This window comes from Nonlabens sp. (assembly GCF_965660805.1).
Taxonomy (GTDB): Bacteria; Bacteroidota; Bacteroidia; order Flavobacteriales; family Flavobacteriaceae; genus Nonlabens.
Window position 1 is genome coordinate 35548 of record NZ_CBFIBE010000009.1, and the last position, 20897, is coordinate 56444.

The window sequence follows — 20897 nt, forward strand, 5'->3', positions numbered from 1 at the left end:
TTTTTTTGATACTGTGTAGCGATGTTATTAGGATAACTTATTAAGAATAGTTCTAAATAATTTACAAAACGTCTAAAAGTTTGTGATTTTATGGGGTAATAGAGACTAATTAAATAATGTATATTTGCATGCAATAAAATTCTATTGCATGATCTCCCATAATTCTAAATTTCTAGGTGAAGGTTTAACCTATGATGATGTCCTTCTAGTACCTGCGTATAGCGCAGTATTGCCACGAGAAGTATGTATTAAAACTAAGTTTACTAAAAATATTACACTTAATTTGCCAGTTATAAGTGCCGCAATGGACACTGTGACAGAAAGCCGCATGGCTATTGCCATGGCTCAAGAAGGCGGGATAGGTATACTGCATAAAAACATGTCTATTGAGGCACAAGCACAAAAAGTAAGACGTGTAAAACGTGCAGAAAGTGGGATGATTATAGATCCTGTAACGCTTACTGAGTCTGCTACCATAGGTGATGCTAAAGCTAGTATGAGAGAACACAGTATAGGTGGTATTCCTATAGTAGATGGTAAAGGGTTTATAAAAGGAATTATTACTAATCGCGATTTGCGATTTGAAAACGACAACTCTCGATCTGTTGTTGAGGTTATGACCTCAGAAAAATTAGTAACCGCTAAAGCTGGTACCTCACTGCAAGAAGCAGAGATCATACTTCAAGAACATAAAATTGAAAAATTACTCGTAGTTGATGATGAAGGTAAATTAGAAGGTTTAATTACATTTAGAGATATTACTAAGCTCACTCTACAGCCTAATGCAAATAAAGATCAGTATGGTAGATTGCGTGTAGCTGCTGCCATAGGAGTTACAGGAGATGCAGTAGATAGAGCAGGAGCTCTTGTTGCTGCTGGTGTAGATGCCGTGGTGATAGATACTGCTCATGGTCATACTAAAGGAGTGGTAGATGTGTTAAAACAAGTGAAAGCAGCTTTTCCTCAGTTAGATGTCGTAGTAGGTAATGTAGCAACAGCAGCAGCTGCAAAATACCTTGCCGATGCTGGTGCCGATGCTGTTAAAGTAGGAATAGGACCTGGTTCTATTTGTACGACTAGAGTAGTAGCAGGAGTAGGTTTTCCTCAACTAAGTGCAATTATGGAGGCGGCACATGCTCTTAAAGGAACAGGAGTTCCGGTAATTGCTGATGGTGGTATACGTTACACTGGTGATATTCCTAAAGCTATTGCCGCTGGAGCAGATTCTGTGATGCTAGGCTCCATGCTAGCAGGAACAACTGAGTCACCTGGAGAAACCATTATATATGACGGTCGTAAATTTAAGTCCTATCGCGGCATGGGATCTGTAGAGGCTATGCAGCATGGTTCTAAAGATCGTTATTTTCAAGATGTAGAAGATGACATTAAAAAACTGGTTCCAGAAGGAATAGTAGGTCGTGTTCCTTATAAAGGAGACCTTGTAGAAAGTATGACTCAATTTATAGGTGGATTAAGGGCTGGAATGGGCTACTGCGGTGCAAAAGACATAGAGACCTTAAAAGAAACGGGTCAGTTTATTAAAATTACTAATGCCGGAATGATGGAGAGTCATCCTCATGACGTTACTATTACTAAAGAAGCTCCTAACTACAGCCGCTAGATTATGAAAATAATATGCATAGGACGCAACTATTCAGATCATATTGCTGAGTTGCAAAATGAACGTCCAGAAGAACCGGTTGTGTTCTTAAAGCCAGATACCTCAATTTTACTGCACAAGCAGCCGTTTTTTATTCCGTCGTTTTCAAATGATGTCCATCATGAGGTTGAAGTTGTAGTGCGTATCAATCGCATAGGTAAGCATATAGACAAGAAATTTGCACATAAATATTATGATGAAATAGGTCTAGGGATAGATTTTACAGCCCGTGATGTGCAACAACGTTGTAAAGAAAAAGGACTGCCATGGGAAAAGGCAAAGTCCTTTGATGGAGCAAGTGTAGTGTCTAGAGACTTTATAAAAAAAGAAGATCTAGGTGATTTAAATAAGCTCTCCTTTGAACTTTATAAAAATGATACCTTGCAACAAAGCGGTAATACCAGCCACATGCTATTTAATATTGATGAAATCATAGAGCATGTTTCTAAATATTTTACACTCAAGATAGGTGATCTTATATTTACAGGTACACCTGCTGGGGTTTCAAAGGTAGAAGAGAATGATGTTTTAAAAGGAATGCTCTCAGGTAGAGAAATATTCAGTATTAAAGTCAAGTAAGAGATTCACTTTTGTAAAATAATAATTGAATATTCAGTTGAGCCTCTAGAATTCATAAAAGTTATGGGGAGTTTTAATGACAGATATTTTTACATATAAATAGCCATTACATGCAAGCAACTATAATTACTATAGGAGATGAGATTCTTATAGGTCAGATCGTGGATACAAACTCTGCATGGATGGCTCGAGAATTGAATAAAATAGGAGTTCATGTTTATGAAATACTGTCTATAAGTGATGAACGTGAGCATATTCTATCTGCTTTCGCGAAAGCGAAACAACAATCAGATATCGTTTTAATAACAGGTGGATTAGGTCCCACTAAAGATGATATAACTAAAAAGACCATCTGTGAGTTTTTTAACGATGAACTAGAGCTTAATCAAGAGGTTCTAGATCATGTAATTATGCTTTTTAAAGAGTATGTTAAAGCGCCCATGGTGGATATGAATAAAGATCAAGCGCTTGTTCCTAAAAAAGCACAAGTGCTCATGAACGCTTATGGAACCGCACCAGGAATGTGGATTCAAGAAGATGAAACCATATTTGTTTCTATGCCAGGTGTACCGTTTGAGATGAAATCATTGATGACTGATCGTGTGTTACCACGTATTAAAGAAGTAGGTAATTTAAATTTTATCCATCATCGCACGATTTTAACGGCAGGTCAGGGAGAAAGCACTATTGCTACTAGAATAGAGGAATGGGAAAATAATTTACCATCCCATATCAAACTAGCATATTTACCTAGCTTAGGAACGGTAAGGTTGAGGTTGTCTTCTCGTGGAACAGATAAAGGTTTTATCCTAAAAACAGTAGATCAGCAAATTAAGGCGCTTTATGCCTTGATAAACGATGTTATCATAGGTGAAAGTAATGATGAAAGTCTAGTCCATTCTGTCGTTCAATTATTAAAAGAGAAACATAAAACCGTTGCTACCGCAGAGAGTTGTACCGGCGGTAAGATAGCAAGCTTGATCACAGAAATCCCAGGAGCTTCTCAAGTTTTTAAAGGTAGTACAGTTACTTATGCTACACAGTCTAAAGTAGATATATTGAGTATAGATCCTGTAGTTATAGAAAAATACAGTGTGGTAAGTGAACAAGTAGCGGTTCAAATGGCAGCGCAAGTAAGAAAAAAGTTTAAGTCAGACTTTGCTATTGCAACTACAGGAAACGCAGGTCCTACTCAAGGAGATAGTGATGCGCCAGTAGGAACAGTATATATAGGGATTGCCACACCTTTAAAAGTATATGGCTTGCACTTTATGATGGGGAATCATAGAGAACGAGTGGTTCAAAAAAGTATTAATAAAGCTCTAGAACTCCTTCAAAAGGAATTAATTGAATTATAGCTTTTTTGCCCATATGATAAGGGTTTGTGGGCTTTTTAAAGCGCTTTAAATTACTTAAAAAAAACTTTTATAAAAAAGCCCTTGTTTTAGGCTTGTGAGATTGAATTAATATTTGTTATTTTGCAGTCCGATTTTAAACACAGATAATCATGTCACGAGTTTGTGAACTTACAGGTAAGAGAGCGATGTCAGGAAACAATGTTTCTCACGCTATGAATAAGACTAAACGTAGATTCAACGTGAATCTTTTTACAAAGCGTTTCTACCTTCCTGAAGAGGATAAGTGGATTACGCTTAAAGTATCTGCTAAGGCGATAAAAAACATCAATAAATTAGGTATTACTGCGGTAATGAAAAAATCCCGTGAAAATGGGATTCTTACTAAGTAATCTATTAAGACACTAGAAGATGGCAAAGAAAGGAAATAGAATTCAAGTAATCCTTGAATGTACAGAGCACAAAGAGTCTGGGCAACCAGGAACTTCTCGTTACATCACGACTAAGAATAAAAAGAACACGCCAGATCGTTTGGAAATTAAAAAATTCAACCCGATCTTAAAGCGTATGACAGTTCATAAAGAAATAAAATAATAAGACATGGCAAAGAAATCAGTAGCAACCCTACAAACTGGGTCAAAGAGATTAACTAAAGCCATCAAGATGGTGAAGTCACCTAAATCAGGTGCATACACATTTGTGAGTGCTATTATGGCGCCAGAATTAGTAAAGGATTTCTTGAATAAGAAATAAAGTTGGTTAGTTAAGATTATAAAAAACCGCTCTGCTTAAGTAGAGCGGTTTTTTTATGGACCATTTGGCAGTGTTCTTAATATGGCGTACTAATTGACCTAGAATAGAGCATGATTTATATAATCGCTCGTATATCACTAACTTTGCAAGAATTATTTACTAACTATAATGAGTTTTTTTAAAAAGATATTTTCAAAAGAGAAAAAAGAGACCTTAGATAAAGGTCTTGAAAAGACTAAAACTTCTTTTCTTGATAAACTGGGTAAAGCTGTCGCAGGAAAATCTACGGTAGATGCAGATGTGCTAGATGATTTAGAAGATGTACTCATTTCTAGTGATGTAGGTGTCGCTACTACTATTAAAGTGATAGATCGTATAGAAGAGCGTGTTGCAAAAGATAAATATCTAGGAACCACAGAACTTAATGCTATCTTAAGAGATGAAATCGCTGGATTACTCAGTGAGGTGAACTATGGCGATGCTACAGATTTTACTATCCCGCAAAAGGATGGACCTTATGTTATTATGGTAGTAGGAGTAAATGGCGTAGGAAAGACGACCACCATAGGTAAACTAGCACATCAGTTCAAGCAAAAAGGTTTAAAAGTAGTGCTAGGTGCAGGAGATACTTTTAGGGCTGCTGCAGTAGATCAATTGCAAATATGGGCAGATCGTGTGGATGTTGAAATTGTCAAGCAGGCTATGGGAAGTGATCCTGCAAGTGTTGCATTTGATACCTTACAAAGTGCCGTTGCTCAAAAGGCTGATGTGGTGCTGCTCGATACCGCAGGTCGTTTGCATAATAAAGTCAACCTCATGAATGAGCTGACTAAAGTAAAAAGAGTGATGCAAAAAATCATTCCAGACGCACCACACGACGTTATGCTCGTGTTAGACGGCTCTACTGGTCAGAACGCCTTTGAGCAAGCAAAACAGTTCACCGCAGCTACTGAGGTAAGCTCGCTAGCTGTTACTAAACTCGATGGTACTGCAAAAGGTGGTGTGGTCATCGGTATTTCAGATCAGTTTCAGATTCCAGTGCGCTACATAGGCGTAGGTGAAGGCATGGATGATTTACAGGTCTTTAATAAAGTAGAATTTGTCGATAGTTTTTTTAACTAAAATTATCACATAAACAGTTTATAACTCTTAGTACTAGATCAATCTAGGTCTAGGAGTTTTTTTGTATCTTTTATAGTGGAGTTAGTAAGTTTTCGCAAAAGCATTCAAATGAATAAACTCCTTCTAGAAAAAAACATTCCTTTAGTTCAATAAATAGATTCCATTCAAACTGGAACCAAGTGCTACAAAATGCCTAAGGCATATAACTAAATACTAACACCTTGAGAGACATATCTAAAAAACCAGAACTTTTCAGTTCAAAGAGTCTAGTTATCATGACTAAGTTTGTGGCTATTTATGCCGCATTTCACATTATAACCGTTATTGCCAAAACTTTTTTTGATGCTCAAGCTACCGAGCCTACAGTTCTTGATGAGTACCAGATCCCTATCTTCGTGGTGGCAGGTTTACATTTGTTCATGTTGTGTATTTGTCTAATCATGATCCTGACTAAGAAGTACTTTTGGATAGTAACCGTAGCTTGCATTGCTTTATCACTTTATACGAGATTCTTTTTTGAGGATATTGTTGCGTTTATTAATAGTTAGACCTATTTGTTTTTTAAATGTCGTATAAATTGTTACAAATGTAGAACGAACTATTTTTAAACTTAAACTTAAACTTGATACCTAGAGACTGCTATAACCGTTCCCTTACTATTTCTAGTTTCAACCGTTTTATAAGTGTTAGTAGAAGTGAGATGCCAGCTTATTTCTTTTTCTTTTATGGGTTTGTCACTTATTAAGTGAAGATCGAGCTCATTTTCTTTAAAGTACATTTGAAAAGCAATCTGTTGATTCAAATTATTTCTAAAACGCAAATCTTTGTAACCATAAACGACGGTGGCATCGCTGCCTAATGGTGTGTAGCGATTCAGGTCTGTATAAATGTCTATGGAATGATGGTGTCGTTCTACGATTTCTACACCAGCGCGTAACAAAGCAATGTAGAGCATACCAGATAACTGGCACAAACCACCACCATAATCTTCTTGTAATTTTCCAGCCAGTAGATTGCGTCCTTTTTTAAATCCATTTTTTGCAATAGGTGCCGGAATACTGTTCCAGTAAGAAAATGTTTCTCCTGGAGCAATAATTAACCTTTCTATATGTTGAAAAGCAAGTTTAATATTATGAACCTTGTTTACAGCTCCAGTATTATTTTTAATAGGTTGTGTAATAGTAATAGAATGTGTGAATCCGTTAGTGAAACTCTTTTTTTGAGCTAGTAATTTTGAAAAACCACTACGTCGATCTCTTTGGGCTCGTTTATAAAGTTGCCATTTTATTTTTAAGGATTTTGGAAGCAGTTTTCGTATCATTTCTTTTTTAAAATTACGGCTATATAACTGCTGTATGATTTTAAAAAGCTACGACATAACAATTGATCAATTCCATAAAACCAGGATCGTATCTTTACTGGAAATTTATGAATGGGCAAGAATAGAAAACCACGAGAATAACTTACTGTAAATAAGTCGCCGGCTAGTTTTTCCACATCCTGTATATCCAGACTGGTAGCTCCATGCCAGGTAGCAGCTTTATAATGGATGAGTTTTCTCCTCTTGTGTGATGGGAAATCAAAAATAAGGTTGCCATTAGTTTTTAAAAGTCGGTGGGATTCTTTAATAATATCTTTTATAACTTCACGATCTAAATGCATGATCACATGAAAAGAGTAAATTTTTTCAAATTGCTGGTCGTTCCATCCTGTAGAAGTTCCACTGGCTATTTTTAATTCTTTTTGTGGATATTTTTCTTGAGCTACGGCTAGCATCTCCTTACTAGGATCTACACCATAATGTGCATATTCTAAAAACCTACCAGTACCACATCCTAGATCTAGGTGTTCCTTTATATCCTGTTTTTTAACATAGCTATTAAAAAATGCCAGCTCTTGCTTGTGAATAAAATCACCATAAGAGTTGTTAAACCTTGAAGAATCATAGGTTCTGGCTATTTTATTATAGTAGGATACGTTCTCATTTTGCTCCATTCTTAGCGAGGTGTTAGGGTGCAAGTTACCGTAAAGTTAGGGAAACCACTTTAAATTCTGTAGGCTTGTTTTAGGTGCTGGTATATACGCTTTCGCGAAAGCGAGATAAAAACAATCATTTTAACCACTCTAAGTCGTAAATTTGCAGCCGCTTATGAGAACAAAATCAAGAAAAAAGAATAGAATTAATGTCATCACCCTAGGATGTTCTAAGAATGTCTACGATAGTGAGGTGTTAATGGGACAACTGAAAGCCAGTGGCAAAGACGTGGTCCATGAAGAAGAAGGAAATGTCGTGGTGATCAATACCTGCGGTTTTATAGATAATGCTAAAGAGGAATCTGTAAACACGATTCTAGATTTTGTAGAACGTAAGAATAGAGGTGAAGTGGATCAAGTTTTTGTGTCAGGTTGTTTATCTGAACGATATAAGCCAGATCTTCAAAAGGAGATTCCAGTTGTGGATCAGTATTTTGGTACGACAGAGTTGCCATCACTTCTCAAAGCCCTAGGTGCAGATTATAAGCATGAACTCATAGGGGAACGAGTTACTACGACTCCTAAGAATTATGCCTATTTTAAAATAGCCGAAGGTTGTGATAGACCTTGTTCTTTTTGTGCCATTCCATTAATGCGTGGTGGTCATAAAAGTACGCCTATAGAAAACCTAATCATTGAGGCTGAAAAACTTGCCGCAAATGGTGTGAAAGAACTCATTCTTATTGCACAGGATTTGACTTATTATGGTCTTGATTTATATAAAAAACGCCGCTTAGCAGATCTGTTAAGAGAACTTGCTAAAGTGGAAGGAATAGAGTGGATCCGTATGCATTATGCATTCCCTACTGGTTTTCCTATGGATGTGCTTGAGGTAATGAAATCTGAACCTAAGGTGTGTAATTATCTAGATATTCCATTGCAACATATCTCTACACCTGTGTTAAAATCCATGAGACGTGGAACGACTTTTGAAAAAACAAATGCCTTACTAGCAGATTTTAGAGCTACTGTTCCTGAAATGGCCATACGCACCACCTTAATCGTGGGATATCCTGGAGAAACTGAAGAGGATTTTCAAATCTTAAAGCAATGGGTAAAAGACCAGCGTTTTGAACGCATGGGATGTTTTACGTACTCGCATGAGGAGAATACACATGCTTATAAGTTAGAAGATGATGTCCCTGAAGAGGTGAAACAAGAACGTGCTAATGAGATTATGGAAATTCAATCTCAAATTTCTTGGGAATTGAACCAGCTTAAAATAGGTCAAACTTTTAAAGTGATTATAGATCGCAAACGTGGTAACTATTTTATAGGTCGTACCGAGTTTGATAGCCCAGATGTGGATAATGAAGTGTTGATAGATGCAGAAAAACATTATCTATCTGTGGGATCTTTTGTAAATGTTGAGATTACAGAGGCAGAGGATTTTGATTTGTATGGAACTCCAGTGGAGTAGGTTGTAGTGCTCAGTCTTTTAGTCCTCAGTCCAGGAGTCGTTAAAAAGTAGTTGTGCTAGTCATGGATTAATTTTTAGTTCACACACTGTTGTTCTTATATTCCGGTGATTTCTTTTGTAAACCTGTCTGCGCAATTGAGAGAGATGGTTAATAAGTGATTTTAGAACTTAAAAACCCCATTGTCCTGCGGATATTTCCCCACAGGGGAAAATTTTGAATTTGGAGTTTCAAACCTTGGGTTTGGAGCTTGAAACTTAGAGTTTAATTTTTTCTTTCTTCCTTCTTACGTTCTGCAACGCGTTGTTTAAAACTACGACGATCTTTAGTTCTAGAACGTCCATGTGTTTTGCGATTCCATAATAAGAATATAAAAAAGGCAATCACAACTGCGCCTATATAAATCCAGTCTGAATAGCTGTTTAGTCCTTCCATGGTCTATTACGTACATCAGTTTCTATAATTCCATCGCGCAAACGGATCACTCTATGAGCATGTTCAGCGATTTCCTCTTCATGCGTTACGAGGATCACCGTATTTCCAGCAGCATGAATCTGGTCAAAGAGGCTCATAATTTCTATACCAGTTTTAGAATCTAGATTTCCTGTAGGCTCATCGGCTAGGATAATGGATGGATTATTAACCAGAGCTCTTCCTACCGCAACACGCTGTCGCTGTCCACCAGATAGTTGATTAGGCTGGTGATCCATACGGTCGCCTAGACCTACACTTTCTAGTACCTCGGTAGCACGAGCGTTGCGTTCCTTTTTAGATTTCCCAGCATATACCATAGGTAAAGCCACGTTATCAAGAGCGGTAGTTCTAGGAAGTAAGTTAAAGGTTTGAAAGACAAAACCTATTTCTGTATTTCTAATATCGGCCAGTTCATTATCGCTCAAGCTAGAAACATCAGTTCCGTTCAGTTTATAAGAACCAGCAGTCGGTGTATCCAGACAGCCCAGTAAATTCATCAAGGTAGATTTTCCAGAACCCGATGGTCCCATAAGAGCCACATAATCACCACGTTTTACTTCTAGGTCTATCCCTTTGAGAACCTTTACAACCTCTTGTCCCAGTTTAAAATTACGCACGATACCGCGCACATCTATTACATTATCGCTCATAGGGTAAAAATATAGAATTAGTAGCCTTTCTCATAGGACGTTTCAATTCTCTTAACGTTACAATTTGATATAAAAACGTTCTTGAAGCTGTTCCTTGCGCAAAAATAGCAAGCCTAAATCGTATAAATTCACACTCGCCGTGACCTGTGGATGTTCACATAACTTGTTCCAGGCAGCAGTCATTCCTGGAGACCAGTAAATATCATCAAGTACAAAAACGGTGTCTTTATGTGATTTAGAAATACACGATTCAAAGTATGTCATCGTTGCCTCACCATCATGGTGGCCATCTATATAAATGAGGTCATAAGTCATTTCTTTTTCTTGAGCTAGATAGTCTTTGAATGTACTGCATACACTCTCTATATTGTTAATGCTGTGGTTTTTAAATAGATCTTTTGCAAACTCTTGTACCTCTGGACTGCCTTCTATAGTCGTAACATAAGCTCCAGATAGCGCCATGGCTTGAGTAGCAACTCCTAGGGAAGTTCCTAGCTCCAGAACATTTTTCACCTCAAAATAACGGCACAATCGATACAACAACTCTGCTGATTTCTCATCGCTAGAATTATGTTTTAAAATGTCGCTGACTTTGCGCTTGTTTGATTTAAAAACACGGCTACCAGCACCATAATCTTGAATGTGTAAGGTAGTAGTGTTGTTTTTTACGCTTTCGCGAAAGCGTTTCATAGCATCATACGGCTCATAATGACTCTTATCTCGTAAACATTTTTTCTCCAGATTAAACACAAACGGCGAGTGAATCCCATGAAGATGAAAGGATTTAAGGCAGTGTTTTATATAATGTTTGATTTGGTGGAGCAAGGTGCGTGTAATTCAAATTGATGAAGACAAAGTTATATGAAAACAATCTAGGATTTCATAAAAGCAGATTACTTCGTCGTTTCACTCCTCGTAATAACGTTTTTGATCGTCATTGCGAGCGACTTTGCGGTGTGATTTTGTAGCATGGCAATCTGCTTTTAATAATCTAATAGTGTATCATATAAATCATCCCAATTAGGATTGATAGAGTTGATAAGCGCTACCTTCTTTTTACGACTACCAGCTTTTAATTGCTTTTCTCGTGTTATAGCGTCACCTATCATTTGGTAAGCTTCATGATAAACTAGGATGTTTAGATTGTAACGTGCAGTAAAAGATTTTGGGTACAACTTATTTTTATGTTATCTGATGCGTGATTGTAACATTGAAGTCACACCTAAATACAAGGTTGTTTTGTTTTTATTTGTAAGAATATCTACTTCTCATATTTATTTATCAAAATTGTAATATAGATTTGGTTGATTTTCAGGGGACATGTGTATGGAATCGATGTTTATATTTGGATATTTATTTTGAACTATTTTTTTAAGTGACCAATCTTTTTTGTTAAGAATCTCGTAGCTAAATAATTGTATGGAGTGTTCTAATTCCTTTTCAAATTTGGTATCCTTATTAATAAGGTAACGATCATTTTTTAATATCAATCCATTTAAATTATTATCATATATAAAACCAATATTAATATGGTCATTAAATCTCATAGGGAAATCTAATTTAGCTATACCTTCGTGTATAATTATAGTAGGTGATCCATAATAACTGCCTTTTTCTGTAATTGTATACGGATTTCCTTCCATGCCATTAAAGACTACAGTTTGCGATTTATCTAGTTTTATGTTAATCAAGCTATCTATTACTAAACTATTTTTAGTCTCTTCTTCATAATAGTATATTTTGTTATTGTATGAAGCAGACTGCAAGAAAACTCCATGACTTACTTTGTTCTTTTGAAAAACCTTTAAGTACCTACTGTAATCCTGAATAATTGTCTCTGCATCAAGATATAGTTTACTATAAATGTCAAATTTCATGGGTGATAACAAAAAGTCAGTCTCATTAATTTGTTTAATCCTATCGCTTTTAGGTTTTTTAAGCATTAGATATAGAGAATCTATTGTTTGTAATAACGTTAAAGAATCTGTTGTGTTTTTGGCTTTTTCTAAAGATTCCATTTTAATCTCGGAAACGCTACTATCTAATAATTCAAGCAGGTATAATTGTCCATCAATTAATTCCTCTTTGCTCTTTGGTTCTCTTTCATAAAAAGGCTCTGAAGTACCCTCATGTAAGTAGTTCAGTTTTACAATGTAATTAGAATTTTTTTGAACTTTGATTAAGTCAGTTGTTCTGCAAGAGGCACTTAAGAGAGTGCAGATAAGTACTATAATAAATTTTAAAATCTTCATAGTTGAGAAAAGTAAAAACTGTAAATTATATAAAAATTTTAGAGATTCAAAACTGTTCTCGACTGCGCTCGAACTGACATTTGCGTTATACTTCTAATTCAAGTTCAACAGTCCTACCCAATGGACTCCGTAAGTTCCAGCCATTCCATTTCTTTTTCTTCTAGTTCTTCTTTTACTTGATCCAGTTTTTTAGAATTGTTTGCGAGTTCTTCTGGTGTGAGTGAGGTGTCCAGAAATGATTCTTGAAGTTTTGCGCGTTGTTCTTCTAGTTTTTTAATGCTGTTCTCGAGTCTCGAGAGTTCTTTTTGTTGCTCGCGAGTAGGACCTGAAGATGAGGTTGGTTTTTTTTCTACGGGTTTTGTAGCGATTACTTTTTCGCCTTGAGCGGTGTCATCCTTATCAAGAGCAAGGTCTGTGTTGCCCACATAAGCTCGGAAATCACTATAGTTTCCAGGGAAATCTGTAATGGTTCCAGATTGATTGAATACAAACAAATGATCTACAATCTTATCCATAAAATAACGGTCGTGACTCACTACAATTAAACATCCTGGGAAATCCATAAGGAAATTTTCGAGAATATTTAACGTAGGGATATCTAGATCATTTGTAGGTTCATCGAGAATTAAAAAATTAGGATTCTGAATTAACACGGTACAGAGATATAATCGCTTGCGCTCGCCACCGCTGAGTTTTTCTACAAAGTCATGTTTCTTTTTACTATCAAACATGAACCGCTCTAGCAACTGACTCGCGCTGATGATTTTACCTTTATTGAGCGGTATGTACTCGCCGTATTCTTTAATAACATCGATCACCTTCTGACCAGGTTTAATGTCTATACCACCTTGCGTGTAGTAACCTATTTTAACGGTTTCTCCTTTAACGACTTTACCAGAATCGGGCTCTAGATGACCGGTAATCATGTTTAAGAAGGTAGATTTTCCTGTACCGTTTTTACCGATGATTCCTACGCGTTCTCCTTTTAAGAAATTATAAGAAAAGTTGTCGATGAGTTTTTTGCCTGGGAAAGATTTTGAGATTTTATGAAGCTCCACCACTTTAGTTCCTAGACGTTCCATATTGATCTCGAGTTCCACTTGGTGGTCTTTGCGACGGTTGTGAGCGGCTTCTTTGATCTGATAAAAATCGTCGATACGTGACTTAGATTTAGTGGTACGGGCTTTAGGCTGGCGGCGCATCCACTGTAATTCTTTTTTATAGAGTTGCTGCGCTTTTTCTTGAGTAGTTTGCTCAATCTCTAAGCGTTCTTGTTTTTTCTCTACATAGTAAGAATAGTTTCCTTTATAGGTATAGAGTTTACCATTATCCAGTTCTATGATCTCGTTACATACACGATCTAGGAAATAACGATCGTGAGTAACCATCAAAATGGTATAGTTTTCTTGTTTAAAATATTCTTCTAACCACTCAATCATTTCTAGATCCAGGTGGTTGGTAGGTTCATCCATGATCAACAATTGCGGATCTGACAACAGAGCAATCGCCATGGCAATACGTTTTTTTTGTCCACCACTTAAGTTGGCTACTTTTTGAGAAAGGTCGTCCAGTTTAAGTTTAGAAAGAATTTGCTTGTATTTGGTTTCAAAATCCCATGCATTGGTAGAGTCCATGGCATCAAAGGCAGCTTGATACTTGTCTGCATCTTCCATGTTTTGCAAGGCTTTCTCGTAGTTTGCGATTACCTGAATGGTAGGAATATCTGAGGCGAGAATAATTTCTTCTATAGTGGAGTTAGGATTCAAATCTGGTTCTTGAAGTAAGAACGCCATGCGCAAATCATTACGTCTATTAACGCTACCAGAGTTAGGAACCTCTTTACCGATGATGATATCTAGTAATGATGTTTTACCGAACCCGTTTTTTGCTACAAAACCTATTTTCTGACCTTCATTGATCCCTAAAGAGATATTTTCAAACAACACGCGTTCTCCAAAGTTACGAGAGACGTTTTCAACAGATATATAGTTCATGAAACCTTATGCTTTAAAGGATTGCAATAATACGAGTTTTTTAGGCTATTGTTTTTTATTTTCCTATGAAGAGTGGTGGGTTATAAACTTAAACTTAAACTTAAACTTAAAATCAAAATCAAAATCAAAATCAAGAATCAAGAATCAAGAATCAAGAGCCAAGAACTAAGAACCAAGAACTAAGAACTTTCAACTTTAAACCTTGAACCAAAAAAAGCAAACAAAAAACACTTTTCAGAGAACCTCAAACAAAACTAAATTCGCTTTTTATCGAACTACGGTGAGTTTAGCGATTCCTAAATAGGCAGTCTCACGAGATAACTTTATATTTACCGCTTATTCTAATGAAGTATATGCGTTCCCATTTAGGTATATTTATTTTATTGATGGCTTTAATGATATGTTCTTGCGTTCCTACACGTAAAATCACTTATTTACAGGAGTCTAATACCGTTAAAAACGATTCATTGATTACCATTCAAAAGGTGCAGCCACCGTATCGATTACAAATCAATGATATTTTAAGTATTCAGATTAAAGCTCCTTATGATCCAGAGCTGGTTTCTATGTTTAATACGGCTACCGCTGCAGCTGGTCAGAATAATATTAATCCTGCACAAGGCGGTTTATATTTTAATGGTTATACCATAGATCAACATGGTGATATAAGAGTGCCTCAATTAGGAAAGATAAAAGCACTAGGCTTAACCTTAGAAGAATTGAGAGAACATATTGAAAAAAGACTGCTTACTGAGTATTTTAAAGAAAATGCAGATTTATTTGTGACCGTAAGACTCGGTGGATTGCGTTATGTGATGGCTGGAGAAGTAGGAGGAAAAGGTGAACAGGTTATTTTTAGAGATCAAGTTACGATTGTGGAAGCTATTGCAAATAGTGGCGGTGTTCCTATAACTGGTGATTTAACTAATGTGCGTATCGTGAGACAATATCCTGATGGCGTGAAGGTGCATCATTTAGATTTGACTCAACTAGATGTGATATATTCTCCTTATTATTATATACAACCTAATGATATGATCGTGGTAGATCCACTACCTCAAAAATCACTAGGAACAGGAACGACTGGATTAGCCTCTTTTACTACGATTATTTCGGTGCTAACGACCTTAGTCACAACCGTATTATTATTTACACGATTGTAAGATGGAAGAAGAAGAAAAAGAAATCAATTCCTTATCGGGTATTTTTGATGTAAAACAATTTTTTACTAAGTTGATCAAGCTGTGGTGGTTGTTTGTGATATGTTTAGGAATAGGGTTGGGATATGCTTACCATAAAAATCAGTTTATACAGACTATTTATAGCGCTAGTTCTTTAATTAGTATTAAGGATAATTCAAACCCATTATTTACCAGCAGTCAGAGTTTGACCTTTAATTGGGGTGGAACTACTGATAAAGTGACCACAGCCATTGTACAGTTTAAATCCCGCACGCATGCTGAGCAAGTGGTAGATGAATTACAGTTTTATATCAACTACATCAAAGAAGGTGAGTATTTTAATACCGATGCTTATAAACAAACACCTTTCTTTATTTATGCAGACACGAGTGCTGCACAGCTTTACGGTAATAACATTAGGATTAAAGTACTCGATCAAGATCGTTATGAGCTATCTACTACTTTTTCTAGTGCTACCGCAAGCGGTTATCACTATGCAAATAGAGTTTCTAAAAGCCTTTCTGTACCAGAAGGGGCATGGAGTGAAACCTTTACATTTGGTCAGAAAGTAGATCTACCCTTTTTGAAAATTACCATTGAGAAACGTGGTGAAACTATAAAAACCGGTGAATGGTTATTTAATTTTGGCAGTTATTGGGGAACGGTAAATCGTTATAAAGGAATTTCTATTAGTCAAGAGCCATTAGGCTCATCTATTTTAAAGCTAAGCTTACAAGGTAAAAACAAGCAGCGGTTGATCGACTATATCAATACCAGTTCTATAATTTTAGAACGAGGAGAGTTGAAACGTAAAAATAAGTTTGCGGTAAGTACCATTAAGTATATCGATAGCTCGCTTATTGTTCAAGAAAAAGCCCTTAAAAAATCGGAGCAAGAACTAGAAGATTTTAGAGATAAATCTCAAATACTAGATGCCACCGTACAAAATTCTGATTTTAATAAAAAGCTTACCGATTTTGAAATTAAAAAACGTGGGATTCAAAATAAACTGAATTACTACGATAACCTTAAAACTTATTTACAAACCAGAACAGACTACACAGTCATTCAAGCACCATCAGTAGTAGGGATAGAAGAAGGAAGTATTGCTGGAGCCGTGACGCGATTGATAAACCTCTCTGAAGAACGCAAGAAAAGAGAATTTGCCATGCGGGCAGATGCTCCTGTATTTAGAGAACTAGATCGTGATATTAACGCTATTAAAGATGTGATCTATGAAAATATTAGAAGTTCTAAGTCTTTATTAAATAAAGAGTTAAGTGATCTTTATGGTCAGATTAATAAATTAGAGGCTCAAATAAAAAAGTTACCTAAAGAACAACAGGAGTTTTTAAAAATACAGCGCCAGTTTGATGTGAATCAAAACGCCTATAATATTTTCATGGCCAAAAAGGCCGAAGCAGAACTCGTTAAAGCCGCAAATGTCTCAGATGTTTATGTCATTGATGAGGCACGAGATACTGGTGGTGGTGGAACACGTAGAGATTCAAATATTAATTATTTAATGGCTCTTTTAATAGGGATTTCTATTCCTGTAGGTGTAGGTTTTGTTCTTACCCTTTTAGATTTTTATGTACATTCCCCTAAGGAGCTTGAAAAGTTATCTAAGATCCCACTTATAGGAGTGATAGGTAAAATGAATCACCCTACTAATCTTATTGTAAAAGATAAGCCTAAATCTACTATTGCCGAAGCTTTTAGAGGTATACGTTCCAGTCTACACTTTATTTATGATCAAGATTCTAAGCATGGTTCGCGCACGATTATGTTAACCAGTAGTGTGAGTGGAGAAGGAAAAACCTTTACCAGTATCAACCTTGCTACCGTGTTTGCCTTAAGCAGTAAACGTACTCTATTAGTAGGTCTGGATTTAAGAAAACCTAAGATCTTTGATGATTTTGGGGTTGATAATGATCTGGGAGTTTCTAACTATCTCGTAAATGATTGCAGCCTTGATGAGATGATACGTTCTACGGGAATAGAAAATCTAGATGTAGCTCTTTCTGGTCCAGTACCGCCTAATCCTAGTGAGCTCATCATGTCGCGACGTGCTGGTGAAATGATAGAACAGTTTAAAAAAGATTATGATTATATCATCCTGGACACACCACCATTAGGACTCGTGGCCGATGCACTAGAAATTTCAAAACATGCTGATGCGTCTCTGTATTTAGTACGTCAGGGATATACTAAAAAAGGAATGCTAGATGTGGTAAATGAGAAATACGAGCGTGCTCAGATCAAGAACTTAAGCTTTGTATTTAATTACTTCAGTGATCGTGGTAATTTAGGTTACGGCTATGGTTACGGCTATGGTGCTTATGGAAATGGTTATCATGAAAATGATGCAAAAAACAGTGTGCTAGAACGAGTTAAGAAGTTAATAAAAGGGATATTTAAACCTAAGTAGTCTTTTCATTCCGCTTTCGCGAAAGCGTAATAACAATAATCAATGAGCGATAAACAAGAATGGCTTTATGAAATAAAACCTAAAGGCAAGTTCATAGACTTGAACCTAAAGGAAATATGGCGCTATAGAGACTTACTAGTACTTTTTATAAAAAGAGATATCGTTACCGTTTATAAACAAACTATTCTAGGTCCCTTATGGTTTTTAATACAACCGCTGTTTACCAGTGTGGTTTTTACGCTGGTGTTTAATGAAGTCGCTGGAATAGATAATGGTGCGATACCCAATTTTCTTTTTAACTTAACTGGATTAACACTATGGTCCTATTTTAAAGAATCATTAAATGCTACCAGTAATGCCTTTAGGTCAAATGCTGGACTCTTTGGTAAAGTGTATTTTCCTCGTTTTATTGCGCCAGCTTCTAAGGTGTTATCTGGACTTTTTAAATATGGTATTCAATTAATTATACTCGTTATTTTTTATGTCTATTATGCTTATAACGGCATGGACGTTAGACCATCCTATTCTATTGCGTTATTACCTATCATAGTTCTTAATGTCATTTTAATAGGTATGGGAATAGGGATGATCTTCTCTGCATTAACGACTAAGTATCGAGATTTATCTATACTCATTAATTTTGGGCTGGGATTATTAATGTACTTGAGTGCTGTTATGTATTCCTTAGAAGCAGCTCGAGATAAATTAAAGGATTACTACTGGGCTGTAGAATGGAATCCACTGGCACATATTATAGAAAGTTACCGCACGCTGTGGTTTGATAATCTAGAAATACACTGGATAGGAATTACCGTAGGTTTTATGGTAGGACTGGTACTCTTTTTTATAGGTCTTGTTATTTTTAATAGAACAGAGAAAACTTTTATAGACACTGTATAATGGCTGCAACGATACGTTTATACTGGTGGAGTGAGATGTTAATTCAGAAACTGGATCAAGAGAATTATGGAGATGTACTAGGTAAATATTTAGTAGAAAAAATAGCTGCTAAAAAAGTAATTTGGCAAAGAGCAAATAAATTTTATTTAAAAAATTTATGGTCACCATTATATGTCACCATTGGTAGTATTTTAGAACATATCGGTGCTCATTGTACCGTTTGGGGTAGTGGTATTATTTCTAGAGATGCACAAGTGGCTGGTGCTACCTTTCTTGCGGTTAGAGGTCCGCTCTCGCGTGAGCGTCTCTTAGAACTGGGCTATAACTGTCCAGCAATTTATGGAGATCCTGCCTTACTGCTGCCCAGGTATTACCAGCCGCAAGTTGATAAGAAGTTTCACCTAGGAATCATTCCTCATATTAATGATTATGAAGAGGTAAATGAATGGTATAAAAATGATCCTTCCATAAAAGTCATTAACTTTAGAACTAATGATGTGGAGGAAACTACCCGAGAACTATTAGAATGTGGATCTATTGTTTCTTCTTCATTACATGGAGTTATCGTGGCTCATGCCTATCATATTCCTGCGGTACAAGTCACTTTTTCTGACCGTATTTATGGTGATGGTGTAAAATACCACGATTACTATTTATCAGTAGGTTTAGAAACTTATGACGCCATAAAAATAGATCATCCATGGTCTCAAACAGATTTTATAAAACTGATTGAAGCTCATAATAATGCCGTGCCACAACCAGAAAAAATACAACAATTGCAGGATAATTTACTAGCCGTGTGTCCTTTTAAAGCACAGAACCATGAGTAATGATATTATTTTAAAAGTAGAGAATCTTTCTAAGCAATACCGTCTAGGTGTGGTAGGAACGGGAACCATAGGTCATGACCTCAATCGTTTCTGGCATAAAATACGTGGTAAGGAAGATCCTTATTTAAAAATAGGTGCGGTAAATGATCGCAGTGCAACAGCCAGTTCAGAATACGTGTGGGCGCTACAGGACATTAACTTTGAAGTAAAACGCGGTGAAATTCTAGGAATTATAGGTAAAAATGGAGCTGGAAAATCTACGCTATTAAAGATCTTATCTCGAGTAACCGTACCTACCACTGGTAGTATAAAAATACGCGGTCGCATAGCTAGTTTATTAGAAGTAGGAACTGGTATGCACCCAGAATTAACAGGTCGTGAAAACGTCTATTTAAATGGAGCGATCCTAGGAATGACTAAGGCAGAGATCGCTAGTAAAATAGATGATATTATAGAATTCTCAGGTTGTGAGATGTACATAGATACTCCTGTAAAACGCTATTCTAGTGGGATGCGTGTGCGACTGGGTTTTGCGGTAGCGGCATTTCTAGAACCCGATATTCTTGTGGTAGATGAGGTACTTGCCGTAGGTGATGCAGAGTTCCAGAAAAAGGCGATCGGGAAGATGCAGGATATTTCAAATACCAGTGGTCGTACGGTGCTTTTTGTGAGTCATAATATGGCTGCGGTACAGGATTTGTGTACTCGATGTGTTGTATTGGAGAATGGTTATTCTACTTTTAATGGTGATACAAAGCTAGCCGTAAATACTTATTTGAAATTTGACTCCAGAAAAGCTGGAAATAATATTTTTTTTAAACCAGAATCTCCAAAGGTTTTAAAGTGTGTATCAATATTGTCAGAAGATTTAAAAAATATATTTGACACTACTGAAGAAATTAATTTCAGATTTGATTTGCTCAATAATAGAATGGAAAAAATGTTTTTGTCGTTTTATCTCAGGGATAAGGATTATAAAGTGCTTTTCTTTTATGATTCGCAAGATGACAATAGTATAATCAGAAATCAATCTAACGTTGTAACTATAAAAATCCCAAATAATACTCTCGTTGAAGGTGATTATTTGGTGACTTTTGGATTTAGAGATGAGTATAATAAAGTGATTTCCACACATAAAGATAAACTCAATTTTACTATTATTGAAGAATTAAGCTATAGGAAAAATAGACCAGGTCAGTTTAAAGTCACCATCAAAATGGAACAGGAATAACAGGTTCTTTTTACCTTAAAGAGATATTAACTA

At 36.2% G+C, this 20897-nt stretch carries 22 protein-coding genes; 14 read left to right on the forward strand and 8 right to left on the reverse strand.

Annotation, left to right across the window (positions count from 1 at the left end; translation table 11 throughout):
- Window positions 1-148 precede the first annotated feature (148 nt).
- The 8 genes from guaB (at window position 149) to ACTF48_RS04070 (ending at window position 6017) form a co-directional block, all read left to right on the forward strand.
- Window positions 149-1621 (forward strand): IMP dehydrogenase, encoded by a 1473-nt coding sequence (gene guaB, locus ACTF48_RS04035; RefSeq protein WP_438961859.1) that lies wholly within the window; start codon window positions 149-151, stop codon window positions 1619-1621.
- A gap of 3 nt (window positions 1622-1624) precedes the next feature.
- Entirely contained in the window at window positions 1625-2239 is a 615-nt protein-coding gene (locus ACTF48_RS04040; protein ID WP_438961860.1) for a fumarylacetoacetate hydrolase family protein, read from the forward strand.
- Between the two features lie 110 nt (window positions 2240-2349).
- Window positions 2350-3597, forward strand: coding sequence for a competence/damage-inducible protein A (locus ACTF48_RS04045; protein ID WP_438961861.1), 1248 nt, complete (start codon window positions 2350-2352; stop codon window positions 3595-3597).
- 149 nt (window positions 3598-3746) lie between these two features.
- Complete coding sequence (rpmB, locus tag ACTF48_RS04050; protein ID WP_438961862.1) at window positions 3747-3986, forward strand: 50S ribosomal protein L28; 240 nt, start codon at window positions 3747-3749, stop codon at window positions 3984-3986.
- Between the two features lie 19 nt (window positions 3987-4005).
- Window positions 4006-4188 carry a 50S ribosomal protein L33 gene (rpmG, locus tag ACTF48_RS04055; RefSeq protein ID WP_339143222.1) on the forward strand — a complete coding sequence of 61 codons (183 nt, stop codon included), beginning with the start codon at window positions 4006-4008 and terminating at the stop codon, window positions 4186-4188.
- Window positions 4189-4194: 6 nt separating this feature from the next.
- Window positions 4195-4347, forward strand: a complete 153-nt coding sequence (locus ACTF48_RS04060; protein WP_438961863.1) for a DUF4295 domain-containing protein — start codon at window positions 4195-4197, stop codon at window positions 4345-4347.
- Window positions 4348-4515: 168 nt separating this feature from the next.
- Entirely contained in the window at window positions 4516-5469 is a 954-nt protein-coding gene (gene ftsY, locus ACTF48_RS04065; protein WP_438961864.1) for a signal recognition particle-docking protein FtsY, read from the forward strand.
- A gap of 221 nt (window positions 5470-5690) precedes the next feature.
- Window positions 5691-6017, forward strand: a complete 327-nt coding sequence (locus ACTF48_RS04070) for a hypothetical protein (RefSeq protein ID WP_438961865.1) — start codon at window positions 5691-5693, stop codon at window positions 6015-6017.
- A gap of 68 nt (window positions 6018-6085) precedes the next feature.
- Here ACTF48_RS04070 and ACTF48_RS04075 read toward each other — a convergent pair whose 3' ends face one another.
- Window positions 6086-6790: a VanW family protein gene (locus ACTF48_RS04075; protein ID WP_438961866.1), complete on the reverse strand. Its 705-nt coding sequence runs from the start codon at window positions 6788-6790 to the stop codon at window positions 6086-6088.
- Window positions 6787-7488 carry a class I SAM-dependent methyltransferase gene (locus ACTF48_RS04080; RefSeq protein WP_438961867.1) on the reverse strand — a complete coding sequence of 234 codons (702 nt, stop codon included), beginning with the start codon at window positions 7486-7488 and terminating at the stop codon, window positions 6787-6789. Before ACTF48_RS04080 ends, ACTF48_RS04075 begins: the two co-directional genes overlap by 4 nt.
- Before the next feature lie 130 nt (window positions 7489-7618).
- On the opposite strand from ACTF48_RS04080, the gene rimO reads away from it, so the two are divergent.
- Window positions 7619-8923 carry a 30S ribosomal protein S12 methylthiotransferase RimO gene (rimO, locus tag ACTF48_RS04085; RefSeq protein ID WP_438961868.1) on the forward strand — a complete coding sequence of 435 codons (1305 nt, stop codon included), beginning with the start codon at window positions 7619-7621 and terminating at the stop codon, window positions 8921-8923.
- A 262-nt stretch (window positions 8924-9185) separates the two neighbouring features.
- Here rimO and ACTF48_RS04090 read toward each other — a convergent pair whose 3' ends face one another.
- The 6 genes from ACTF48_RS04090 to ACTF48_RS04115 form a co-directional block, all read right to left on the reverse strand.
- A complete protein-coding gene (locus ACTF48_RS04090; protein WP_438961869.1) occupies window positions 9186-9356 on the reverse strand; it encodes a hypothetical protein in 171 nt (56 codons plus the stop codon).
- The gene (locus ACTF48_RS04095) at window positions 9344-10045 is read right to left on the reverse strand and encodes an ABC transporter ATP-binding protein (protein WP_438961870.1); all 702 of its coding nucleotides are present in this window, start codon (window positions 10043-10045) and stop codon (window positions 9344-9346) included. The genes ACTF48_RS04090 and ACTF48_RS04095 overlap by 13 nt, the downstream gene beginning before the upstream one ends.
- A gap of 57 nt (window positions 10046-10102) precedes the next feature.
- Window positions 10103-10870: an O-methyltransferase gene (locus ACTF48_RS04100; protein WP_438961871.1), complete on the reverse strand. Its 768-nt coding sequence runs from the start codon at window positions 10868-10870 to the stop codon at window positions 10103-10105.
- A 158-nt stretch (window positions 10871-11028) separates the two neighbouring features.
- Window positions 11029-11220 carry a GIY-YIG nuclease family protein gene (locus ACTF48_RS04105; RefSeq protein WP_438961872.1) on the reverse strand — a complete coding sequence of 64 codons (192 nt, stop codon included), beginning with the start codon at window positions 11218-11220 and terminating at the stop codon, window positions 11029-11031.
- Window positions 11221-11319: 99 nt separating this feature from the next.
- The gene (locus ACTF48_RS04110; protein ID WP_438961873.1) at window positions 11320-12297 is read right to left on the reverse strand and encodes a hypothetical protein; all 978 of its coding nucleotides are present in this window, start codon (window positions 12295-12297) and stop codon (window positions 11320-11322) included.
- Window positions 12298-12410: 113 nt separating this feature from the next.
- Window positions 12411-14291, reverse strand: coding sequence for an ABC-F family ATP-binding cassette domain-containing protein (locus ACTF48_RS04115; RefSeq protein ID WP_438961874.1), 1881 nt, complete (start codon window positions 14289-14291; stop codon window positions 12411-12413).
- Window positions 14292-14635: 344 nt separating this feature from the next.
- On the opposite strand from ACTF48_RS04115, the gene ACTF48_RS04120 reads away from it, so the two are divergent.
- From ACTF48_RS04120 to ACTF48_RS04140, 5 genes are read left to right on the forward strand one after another with little or no spacing between them, the layout of a single operon-like run.
- Window positions 14636-15454: a polysaccharide biosynthesis/export family protein gene (locus tag ACTF48_RS04120; protein WP_438961875.1), complete on the forward strand. Its 819-nt coding sequence runs from the start codon at window positions 14636-14638 to the stop codon at window positions 15452-15454.
- A gap of 1 nt (window position 15455) precedes the next feature.
- A complete protein-coding gene (locus ACTF48_RS04125) occupies window positions 15456-17903 on the forward strand; it encodes a polysaccharide biosynthesis tyrosine autokinase (protein ID WP_438961876.1) in 2448 nt (815 codons plus the stop codon).
- A gap of 42 nt (window positions 17904-17945) precedes the next feature.
- The gene (locus ACTF48_RS04130) at window positions 17946-18803 is read left to right on the forward strand and encodes an ABC transporter permease (protein ID WP_438961877.1); all 858 of its coding nucleotides are present in this window, start codon (window positions 17946-17948) and stop codon (window positions 18801-18803) included.
- Window positions 18803-19633 (forward strand): polysaccharide pyruvyl transferase family protein, encoded by an 831-nt coding sequence (locus ACTF48_RS04135; protein WP_438961878.1) that lies wholly within the window; start codon window positions 18803-18805, stop codon window positions 19631-19633. The genes ACTF48_RS04130 and ACTF48_RS04135 overlap by 1 nt, the downstream gene beginning before the upstream one ends.
- Complete coding sequence (locus ACTF48_RS04140) at window positions 19626-20864, forward strand: ABC transporter ATP-binding protein (protein WP_438961879.1); 1239 nt, start codon at window positions 19626-19628, stop codon at window positions 20862-20864. The genes ACTF48_RS04135 and ACTF48_RS04140 overlap by 8 nt, the downstream gene beginning before the upstream one ends.
- The last annotated feature ends 33 nt before the right edge of the window (window positions 20865-20897 follow it).